This is a genomic window from Corallococcus sp. CA054B (assembly GCF_003611625.1).
In the GTDB taxonomy this organism is placed as follows: Bacteria; Myxococcota; Myxococcia; order Myxococcales; family Myxococcaceae; genus Corallococcus; species Corallococcus coralloides.
Genome location: NZ_RAVY01000008.1, coordinates 92013 through 100977, shown reverse-complemented (window position 1 = coordinate 100977; position 8965 = coordinate 92013). Strand labels below are relative to the sequence as shown.

The 8965-nt window shown below is 67.6% G+C and carries 8 protein-coding genes; all 8 read left to right on the top strand.

Annotation, left to right across the window (positions count from 1 at the left end; translation table 11 throughout):
* Positions 1-38 precede the first annotated feature (38 nt).
* The 8 genes from D7V80_RS03865 (at position 39) to D7V80_RS03830 (ending at position 8929) form a co-directional block, all read left to right on the top strand.
* A complete protein-coding gene (locus D7V80_RS03865; protein ID WP_120586865.1) occupies positions 39-368 on the top strand; it encodes a cytochrome c in 330 nt (109 codons plus the stop codon).
* A 59-nt stretch (positions 369-427) separates the two neighbouring features.
* Positions 428-745: a hypothetical protein gene (locus D7V80_RS03860; protein ID WP_120562061.1), complete on the top strand. Its 318-nt coding sequence runs from the start codon at positions 428-430 to the stop codon at positions 743-745.
* Positions 746-937: 192 nt separating this feature from the next.
* The gene (locus tag D7V80_RS03855; RefSeq protein WP_120586864.1) at positions 938-1639 is read left to right on the top strand and encodes a hypothetical protein; all 702 of its coding nucleotides are present in this window, start codon (positions 938-940) and stop codon (positions 1637-1639) included.
* Positions 1640-1664: 25 nt separating this feature from the next.
* Positions 1665-2117, top strand: a complete 453-nt coding sequence (locus D7V80_RS03850) for a c-type cytochrome (RefSeq protein ID WP_158616546.1) — start codon at positions 1665-1667, stop codon at positions 2115-2117.
* Positions 2117-6508 carry a DUF4114 domain-containing protein gene (locus D7V80_RS03845; RefSeq protein WP_120586862.1) on the top strand — a complete coding sequence of 1464 codons (4392 nt, stop codon included), beginning with the start codon at positions 2117-2119 and terminating at the stop codon, positions 6506-6508. The genes D7V80_RS03850 and D7V80_RS03845 overlap by 1 nt, the downstream gene beginning before the upstream one ends.
* Entirely contained in the window at positions 6505-7014 is a 510-nt protein-coding gene (locus D7V80_RS03840) for a prepilin-type N-terminal cleavage/methylation domain-containing protein (RefSeq protein WP_120586861.1), read from the top strand. Before D7V80_RS03845 ends, D7V80_RS03840 begins: the two co-directional genes overlap by 4 nt.
* Positions 7011-8237 carry a PilW family protein gene (locus tag D7V80_RS03835; RefSeq protein ID WP_120586860.1) on the top strand — a complete coding sequence of 409 codons (1227 nt, stop codon included), beginning with the start codon at positions 7011-7013 and terminating at the stop codon, positions 8235-8237. The genes D7V80_RS03840 and D7V80_RS03835 overlap by 4 nt, the downstream gene beginning before the upstream one ends.
* Positions 8234-8929 (top strand): Tfp pilus assembly protein FimT/FimU, encoded by a 696-nt coding sequence (locus tag D7V80_RS03830; protein ID WP_120586859.1) that lies wholly within the window; start codon positions 8234-8236, stop codon positions 8927-8929. Before D7V80_RS03835 ends, D7V80_RS03830 begins: the two co-directional genes overlap by 4 nt.
* The last annotated feature ends 36 nt before the right edge of the window (positions 8930-8965 follow it).

Here is an 8965-nt window from a genome sequence, read left to right as displayed (position 1 = left end):
TGGCTATACTGGCGTCCCCCTCCCCTCGGAGACCGTGCATGACCTCGCGGTGGTGCCTGCTGTCCACCCTCCTGCTGTGCGCCCCGGCCCTCGCCCACGCCGAGGACGCCGCCGCCCTCTGGGACAAGAGCTGCAAGAACTGCCACGGTCCGGACGGCCGCGCCCAGACGCGCATGGGCCAGAAGGAGTCCATCCCCGACATGAGCCGGGCCGCCTGGCAGAAGGCGGAGTCGGACACCGAACTGCGCGAGGTCATCGCCAACGGTTCGTCCCACAACCCCAAGATGAAGGCCTACAAGGACCGGCTCACCCCGGAGCAGATGGACGCCCTGGTGCGATACATCCGCACCTTCAAGGCGAAGGAGTAGCGCTCGTGAATAACCCTTCGCGTCCGGGCGTCGTGGGCATTGGGAGAATTGGAGCCGCCATGAAGACCCTCACCGTCGCCATCGTGTTCTGCCTGTCCATGGTCAGCCTCTTCACGTCGGTGCGCGCCGACGCCAATGCCTTCCCCCGCCTGGAGCCGGGCGTCTCCCAGCCGGTGGCGCTGATGCCCAAGGGCGGCGACGGCAAGGGCGGTGGCAAGGGCGGCAGCGACGGCGGCAAGGGCGGCGAGGAGGATGAAGAGGAGTACCGCCGGCAGACCCGCGCCCTCTCCCAGAAGGCCGCCCTGGAACTGGTGGACCCCGGCGTGCTGGACGACATGCTCCGCCTGCGCGCCGCCGTGCGCGGCGGCCAGCGCTGACGGCCGGGCGACATCGCAAGAATGAGGGGGCTCGCAAAGTTTGCGCAGCCCCCTGACGTCAGACGGCACCCCCCCGCATCACGGACATCCCTTATTCCGGCGGTTTGAGCGCCGGAATTCCCGGCACGAACCTTGCTGTTCAGTGGCTCCCAAGCCGTACCTCCCCCCAGGGGTACGTGAAGGAGCCCCCCGATGGTGCGTCGCCCAACCTCCCGCCGTCAGTCCCGTGGCTTCACGCTCCTGCTCGCGCTGGGCGTGGTCGCGGTCGTGACGATGGCGGTGATGCTCAGCTACAGCGTGGTGGGCCGCGAGGCCGACACCCAGGCGGACACCCGCCGCCAGAAGCAGGCGTTCTTCGCCGCCGAGGCGGGCCTCGCGGAAGGGCGCGAGACGGTGCGCCTGCTGCTGAACAACAACGGGAACAACTCCACGATGGGCCTGTCCGCCGCCCTGGGAGGGGCCGCTCCGGTGGCCGACATCCCCGCGTTGGCCGCCGCCAATCCCCCCTGGTACGAGCTGCTGCCCGGACCGGAGGACGGGTGGAACCCGTACACGGTGACCACGACCAACCTGAGCGCGTCCGAAGTCCCCGTGGGCGTGGACTACCCGGAGCAGCGCAACGTGCGCTACCGCGTCTTCGTCCGGGATGACCTGGATGACGACCAGAACACCGTCGACAGCAACCGCCAGCTGTGGATCCTCGCCGTGGGCGAGGTGTTCATGGAGGACGGCCGTCGTCCGACGCGCTCCATGGTCCAGGCGCTGGTCACCAACGCGATTGGCGAATCCATCTTCGCGCCCGGCTGCATCACCAAGGGCTGCGGCCCGGACATGACCTACAACAATCCCACGGACCAGAATGCGCCCGCGGGAACCACCATCACCCTTCCGTGACCTCGTCTTCTCCCACGAGCCCCCCATGAAACGCCTGACTCCCCTGCTGCTCCTGCTGCCGGTGCTCGCCAGCGCCCAGGACCGAGGCGCGGCGGCCTTCAACAAGGCCTGCGCGCAGTGCCACCAAGCCAGGACCCCGACGGAGAAGCAGCCGGTGGGGCCGCTCGGCGTGCGCAAGCCCGTGGGTCCCTACATGGACCAGGTGCTGGACAAGAAGACCCTGGCGGAGGTCCAGACGTGGGTGCGGTCCCCCCACCGGATCAACCCGAAGACGGACTGCGACACGCGCCTGCTGCCCCCCGACGAGTTGGACGCCCTCACCAGCTACCTGTCCACCGTGGTCGTGGCTCCCCCGCCCTCTCGCCGGATGATGCTGCGCAAGCAGATGACGGAGCAGGTGGCGGCACGCAAGGCGCGTGACAAGGCCGAGGCCGAAGCGAAGGCGAAGTCCCAGCCGAAGAATCAGGGGAAGCAGTGATGCGCACGCTCTTTCAACGAACCCTCACGGCGCTGGTGCTGGCGGTCGCGACGCCCTCGCTGACCCACGCGCAGCAGCTCTGCCAGGACGACCTGTCCAACGACAAGCAGGGCGCCTTCAAGCTGGGCCCTGACGGCCTCACCGTCGCCAACGACACCATCCTCCTGCGCAAGGACGGCCGGCTCCAGCTCAACACCAACCTCAAGAAGCTGGACGCGGAGAACATCATCTTCCCGTTCGACCAGACGGTCACCATCGACTACGTGTACGAGTCCGCCGGCGCGTCGCACTCGCTCGGCTACATGTACATGGAAGACGTGGTGAAGCGTGGCTACGCGGACAAGGTCACCCACGAGCTGGTCGACCTGAACGACAACGGCATCCTCGATCTGCACGAGGCCATCTACAACCTGACGCCGGACGACGACCCGGTCCTGCCCATCAAGTACGTGGGCAAGTCGCGGCGTTGCAACAACACCTTCACGTCCGGGGGCAAGAAGTACAACGAGCCCGAGCTGGCGATGGGCGCCTGCGGCAGCACCTTCCGCCACGAAGATGACGTCACGGACGCGCGCCCGGGCCGCGGGCATTCCAGCGCATTCAACATCGAAGCGGACTGGGTGGGCGTCAACAACGTCAACGACGCCCAGGGCGACCGGGGTCTGTTCAACTACATCCCCAACCTGCTCGAGCCGGCCGTGCCGGAGAACGACAACCTGGGCATTGGAAGAATGGTCTTCCTGCTCGTGGACGACGACAGCGACTATACCGTCACGCGCAACCTGGGCCCCGTCGCGGACGCCGACGACACCTTCAACGGCGTGCCCGACTACAACGTCTCCCAGTATGACTTCCGGGGCATCAAGCTCCCCGCGCCGATCAAGCCCCCTGACTCGGCGCCCAAGTCCGAAAAGGACCAGTACGCCGCGGACAAGGACAACTACGAGAAGATCAACACCGGCGACCGCCGGGTGAACCTGGGCCTCGTCGCGGGTGGCAAGGAGATCATCTTCTTCGCCGTCGTCTACTACGAGGCCCGCCACAACACGGACAACGACACGGTCGCCCCCTGCCTCAAGCGCCAGCCCTATACGGGCAACCCCGACGAGGACGGCAAGTGCCTGCTGCACCTGCAGACGTCCGTCTCCGTGTTCTTCTCCAAGGCCACCTGGAACCTGGACCAGAACTTCAAGGCGCCCACGGACAACGTGGTGGCGGAGCGCAACATCGGCTGCAAGTACTCCGAGAGCTGCAACTCCCCCTCGGACGCCTCCGCCTGCAAGATTGACGGCACGAGCCCGGTCAAGAAGGCCTGCGGCTGGCTGGAGAATGACACGCTCAAGCGCCTGGACTCGCCTGCCTACAAGAACCTGAAGATGCCCATGGAAGGCGTGGTCGTGCCGGCTCCGGGCAAGGACATCACCGACCCGGACAAGGCGAAGGCGATGGCCAGCATGAACTTCATGCCCCACGTCATCGTGGGCGCGCCCACCACGGACCCCTTCCGGTGGATCCTCGGCTTCGAGGACCTCAACGGCGGCGGTGACCGCGACTTCAACGACATCGTGTTCATGATCAACAAGGAGAACGGCGGTGGCGCCAAGTCCACCACCATCACCTCGGACGTCATGAGCGACACGGGCGACAAGCTGGGCCCGGACTTCACCATCACCAAGGTCCGCTTCCGCCGCCAGGACGACGTCGCCCCGTACAAGACCCCGGGCAACCCGCCCACGAACATCCGCACCAAGTCCTCCTGCAACATGGTGGAGGATCCGTCCTGCAAGCCCGCCCCTGCCTGCACGAAGGCGCCCTGCTGGACCGAGGAGGTCGCGGGTGCCTGCACCGCGAGCGGCGTGAAGCCCACCATCACCTATTCCATCGCCGTGGACTGCCGCGTGCTGAACGCCGCGGGCGTCTACGAAAAGAACGAGAACCCCGCGTGGGTGCCGGTGCCGTTCAACAACGACAAGCAGTACCCCGACCAGGAGGTGGAGATCGACATCCTGGCGCTGGGCCTCACCGGGTCGCAGCTGTGCTGGAAGGTGGACATCAGCAGCCCCAGCGAGCTGTGCCGTCCCATCATCGACGAGGTCGACATCGGCTACCAGGCGGTGCGCTCCGGCTCCTACGCGCGCTCCAGCCCCAGCACCCTGGGCAACGTCGCGGTCTGGGGCGTGAACGAAACGCCGGGCCAGAACTGGGGCAAGGGCTGGAGCAGCACCGAGGGCAGCCTGCCTCCGGCCGGCACGCGCGCCTATGACGACTCCAAGGACTTCACCATCCGCGGCCGCCTGTACATGCAGTCGCTCTACGAGCCGGGGGTCGCCAAGACCGACCCGAAGCTGCGCTGGGAAGCCGGCCGCGTGATGGCGCTGTCGCTGGCCGGCTCCGCTCGCAAGCTCTACACGATGAACGGCTCGGGGGTCCGCACGGAGCTCAGTGACGTGGCCGCGTTGGGCAACACGCTGCTGCCTTCCTCCTACTGCAACACGTACAGCGAGATTGACGGCCGCTACCTGTACGACCTGAACAACGACAAGACCTGCAGCGTCACCGCGCAGGCGGATCCCGCCACCAACCCCTACAGCGACCGCCAGTTCCTCATCGACTGGCTGTACGGGTACGACAACAAGAGGACCTCGCAGTTCCGCCCCTGGGCCTTTGGCGGCATCAACCTCTCCACCGTGGCGGTGGCCGTGCCCCCGTACCAGGACAACTGGTACCAGAACGCGAAGGGCACCGAGCGCGACACCTACCGCAAGAACTTCATGACGCCGCTCCAGGATCGAAGCACCAAGGCCTTCGTGGGGACGATGTCGGGCGTGCTGCACGCCTTCGACGCGGGTGAGTTCCGCAACGCCCTGAACGACGACTGCGTGGCGGATCCCCAGTTCCGCGGCTACTTCCTCCCGAAGTCGTGCCCTGCCGACCCGAAGAAGGCGGAGCGCCAGTACGGGACCGGCGAGGAAGAGTTCGCCTACATGCCCAACCTGATGCTGGAGCAGTACCGCAACCAGTACGTGCGCTTCCGCGGCTCGGGCACCCTGCCCAAGCCGCAGATGGACGCTTCGCCCAGCATCGCCAACGTGGACCTGGGTGACCGCAACGACTGGAACGACAACATCAAGTACACCTGGACGCCCGCGACCACGGCGCAGAAGCAGCAGGGCGCCAAGACGGTGCTCGTCTCCGCCACGGGCAAGACCAGCCCGGTGGTCTTCGCGCTGGACATCACGGATCCCAAGAAGACGGACCGCTACCCGCTGCCGATGTGGGAGTTCAGCCTGGCGGACATGGATGTGGCGTCCGCCTTCACCAAGGCCGTGAAGGACGACAGCACCGGCACCGTGAAGCTGCCGGACAACTCGGGCTCCCGGCACGCGCCTTCGGTGGGACGCATCTCCTGGGGCTCCGCGCAGGACAAGGACCGGCGCTGGGTGGCGGTGGTGGGCACCGACTACGACCCGGGCGAGGCGCGCGCGGGCGCCATCTACATCCTCGACATGAAGACGGGTAAGCCGCTCGAGTACGGAAGCGGCGACCCTGGCAAGTACGCGGGCGTCGTCACCTTCGAGCAGGGCTCGGGCATCGCGGCGGAGACGGCGATGCTGGACCTGGACCAGGACGGCTCCTACGACGTCCTGTACGTGCCCACCACGGCCGGCAGCGTGTGGCGCGTCAACCTCAAGGACGTGAACACCTCGCGGAAGCTGGGCAGCCAGGTGCAGAAGTGCATGGTGGCCCACGCGGCGTCCGCGCTGGAGGGCCGCGCGGATGCGAGCCAGACGCAGCTGGACCTGCAGGAACTCTACTCCAACATCGCGGTGAAGCTGGTCGCGACGGATGCGGGCCCGGCGGTGCGCTTCTACTTCGGCACCAGCGACAGCCCCGACAAGTACACGGACGGCTACCTCCCGGATGTCCAGAATCCCCTGAACCCCACGTACCAGTACCACCTGCTCGCCTTCGAGGACCCGGACCCCACGAACAAGAACGGGTGCAAGGAGCTCAAGCCCCTGTGGGTGCAGAAGATGAGCCCGGGTCAGAAGCTGTGGGGCGGCGTGGCGCTCAGCTCGGACAACATCTACGCGGCGACCGCGGTGGGCACGGCGGCGGACATCTGCAGCCTGAACGCGGACGCGAAGGGTGAGGCCTACATGGCCAGCCAGTCGAGCGGCGCGCTCGTCGGCGGCGGGGCGAGCGAGTTGGAGGGACACGCCATCTCCGCGCCGGTGGTCCACGACGAGCACCTCTTCGTGCTCACGGCCACGGGTAAGATGAAGGTCAAGGGCGGTGAGGACTGGAACAACAAGGCGGGCACGAGCGGAGTGCCTCGCTCGCAGATCATGTTGTGGGAACCGCTGCCTGACGGGAGACTGCCGCAATGAAGCAGCGCGCCTCACGGGGTGTCACCCTGCTGGAAGTCATGGCCACCATGGCCGTCATGCTGCTGGGAGTCGCGGCGGCGATGACCGTGGTGAGCCAGACGACCCGCTCCAATCGCCGGACCCTGACCGCCAACCAGGCGCAGATCATCGCGGAGCAGACCCTGGAGAACATCCTCCAGGTGGGCTGCCAGGGTTCGGTGACGTGCGAGACGGCGTCGAGCGAGACCTTCGACGTGTACCAGACGTCGGAGGGGTTCCAGCGGGCTACGGCCCCCACGGATCCGGACGTCGTCGCGCGCAAGTACACGGTGACCGTGGACGTGGACAACTCCGTGGTCCCCGGCAGCATCGAGGATGGCAAGGCGGGCGAGCCGGCCATCACCCGCCCGCTCGTGGGGACCACGACGGGCACGCTCGTGAACGTGCGGGTCTCCGTGTCCTGGGATGAACCGGGCATCCGCGAGGGCCGGCAGATGGTGGTCCTCCAGAGTCGAATGGCGCCATGAAACCGTCCTCCCTCCGCAACCGGGGCTTCACGCTCCTTGAAGTGATGATCGCCAGCGCCATCGGGGTCATCGTGCTCACCACGGGGCTGGTGGTGGGCGCCCAGATGCAGAAGCGCGCCCTGTTCGAGGAACAGACGATGACCGCCCAGGTCACCGGGCGGGCCGTGAAGGACCAGATCACGCTGGACGTGTCCCGCGCGGGCACCGGCATGGGCAACACGCCCATCTCCTTCGCGAACGACGACGAGCGCTCGGCCATCACGGTCTGGTCCAAGCCGGACCTGACGACGGGCATCGGGACCACGCTGGGCGCGGACACGACGGACTACGCGCCGCCGCCCGTGGGGTTCCCGGCGTCGGACGCCCTCCAGCTCTACTGGGGGGACACGAACGGGATGATCACCCTGAGGACCTGCGACACGCTGTCGCGGATCCGCGAGGAGGAGACCACCACGGCGGGCACCTTCTGCACGCGCCCGAACCCCCCGACGGCGCTGGCGGATCCCGCCGTCCCCACGCTGGCCGTGATCGCCAGCGGGGGCAACAAGAAGGCCTGTCCCGTCCTGGTGGACAGCGTGCAGGAGGCCTCCGGGAAGCTCGTCATCAAGGGGCCGACCCCCGAGTTCCCGCGCTCGGATGTCTGCGCCGGCAAGGACCTGTGGACGAAGGCGTCCGGCGACGTCGAGAACTGGGTGGCCCTGCGGCTGAACGGCGCGGCCTACCGGGTGAACTGGAAGGGCGGCATCCCCACGCTGGAGTACCGCGCCCCGAACCAGGAGGACTGGTCGGTGTTGAGCCGTGACGTGGAGCAGCTCACCGTGCGCGAGGGCGTCGTCAATCTCGCCAATCCCCTGAACACGCTGGACTGGTACCCCAACGACGATCCCTCGGGCACCCCGCGTCCGGCCATCTCCGACTGCGACGTGGCCAAGTACACCCTGGGCTCCTGCAAGACGGACGACATCGCCTTCGGGGGAGGTCCCCTTCCGGCCGCGACCACGAAGGAAGAGGTCATCAAGCGCCTCCGCCAGCGGGTGCGTGAGCTGGAGGTGACGCTGGTCATCCGCACGCGGCGCATCAACCGCGACGCGGACACCACGGGCACGGATGAAGAGGGCCAGGCGAAGGATGGCTACACGCGCCGTCGCTACACGTTCCGCGTCGCGGCGCGCAACATGACCGTGGGCCTGACCCGGCCCGTTACGGCTTCGGTGACTCCATGAAGCAGACGCGTGGCATGACGTTGTTGGAGGTGCTGACCGCGCTGGCGGTGGTGTCCGTCTTCATCGCCCTGGCGGTGGGGGGGCTGCAGGGGCGCATTGGCGGACAGCGCGAGAGCATGGCCACGCGCGAGCTGTGGTCGGGCGCGCTGCGAGCGCGCCAGCTGGCCATCAGCACCAACCAGCCCGTGCGCATCGTGGTGGAGAACGACGTCGAGCTGCCGGATGGCACCCGGCGCACCGTGGCCCGCTGGGAACAGCTGAAGTGCGGCAGTGACCTGGCCAACCCGGACGAGTGGTCCATGGATGAGTGTCCCAGCACGGCCTGCGTGGACAAGACCTGCCGCACCACGCCCGACTGCTGCAGCACCACGGGGCCGGACATCGTCATCCCGGACAGCATGACCGCGACGGACATCAACAACCTGTGCTTCCTGCCGGGTTCCGGCCGGCCGGTGTTGAACAAGATGGACTGCATGCAGGGGCAGCTGGGCCAGGCCGCCCTCGTCGCCGCCGCGGCGCCGAAGGACCACCAGATCCAGTTCCGGTTCACCTCCGGCCGCCCCAAGAGCGTGCTGATGGTGGAGCCGCTGACGGGCCTGTCCAACGTGATGGATTGCGACTCGGTGGCCGCCACCACCACGGACGTCACCCGGAAGGACGTCCGGCTGGCGGACGCCTGCAACGAGCCCTGAGTGGGCCTGCCGCGCGCCCGGGGACCCTTCCGTGTC

What these genes read in the sequence shown, in the direction of transcription:
- D7V80_RS03865 (WP_120586865.1), top strand. Translation starts at nt 39, where the DNA reads ATGACCTCGCGGTGGTGCCTGCTGTCCACCCTCCTGCTGTGCGCCCCG.
- D7V80_RS03860 (WP_120562061.1), top strand. Translation starts at nt 428, where the DNA reads ATGAAGACCCTCACCGTCGCCATCGTGTTCTGCCTGTCCATGGTCAGC.
- D7V80_RS03855 (WP_120586864.1), top strand. Translation starts at nt 938, where the DNA reads ATGGTGCGTCGCCCAACCTCCCGCCGTCAGTCCCGTGGCTTCACGCTC.
- D7V80_RS03850 (WP_158616546.1), top strand. Translation starts at nt 1,665, where the DNA reads ATGAAACGCCTGACTCCCCTGCTGCTCCTGCTGCCGGTGCTCGCCAGC.
- D7V80_RS03845 (WP_120586862.1), top strand. Translation starts at nt 2,117, where the DNA reads ATGCGCACGCTCTTTCAACGAACCCTCACGGCGCTGGTGCTGGCGGTC.
- D7V80_RS03840 (WP_120586861.1), top strand. Translation starts at nt 6,505, where the DNA reads ATGAAGCAGCGCGCCTCACGGGGTGTCACCCTGCTGGAAGTCATGGCC.
- D7V80_RS03835 (WP_120586860.1), top strand. Translation starts at nt 7,011, where the DNA reads ATGAAACCGTCCTCCCTCCGCAACCGGGGCTTCACGCTCCTTGAAGTG.
- D7V80_RS03830 (WP_120586859.1), top strand. Translation starts at nt 8,234, where the DNA reads ATGAAGCAGACGCGTGGCATGACGTTGTTGGAGGTGCTGACCGCGCTG.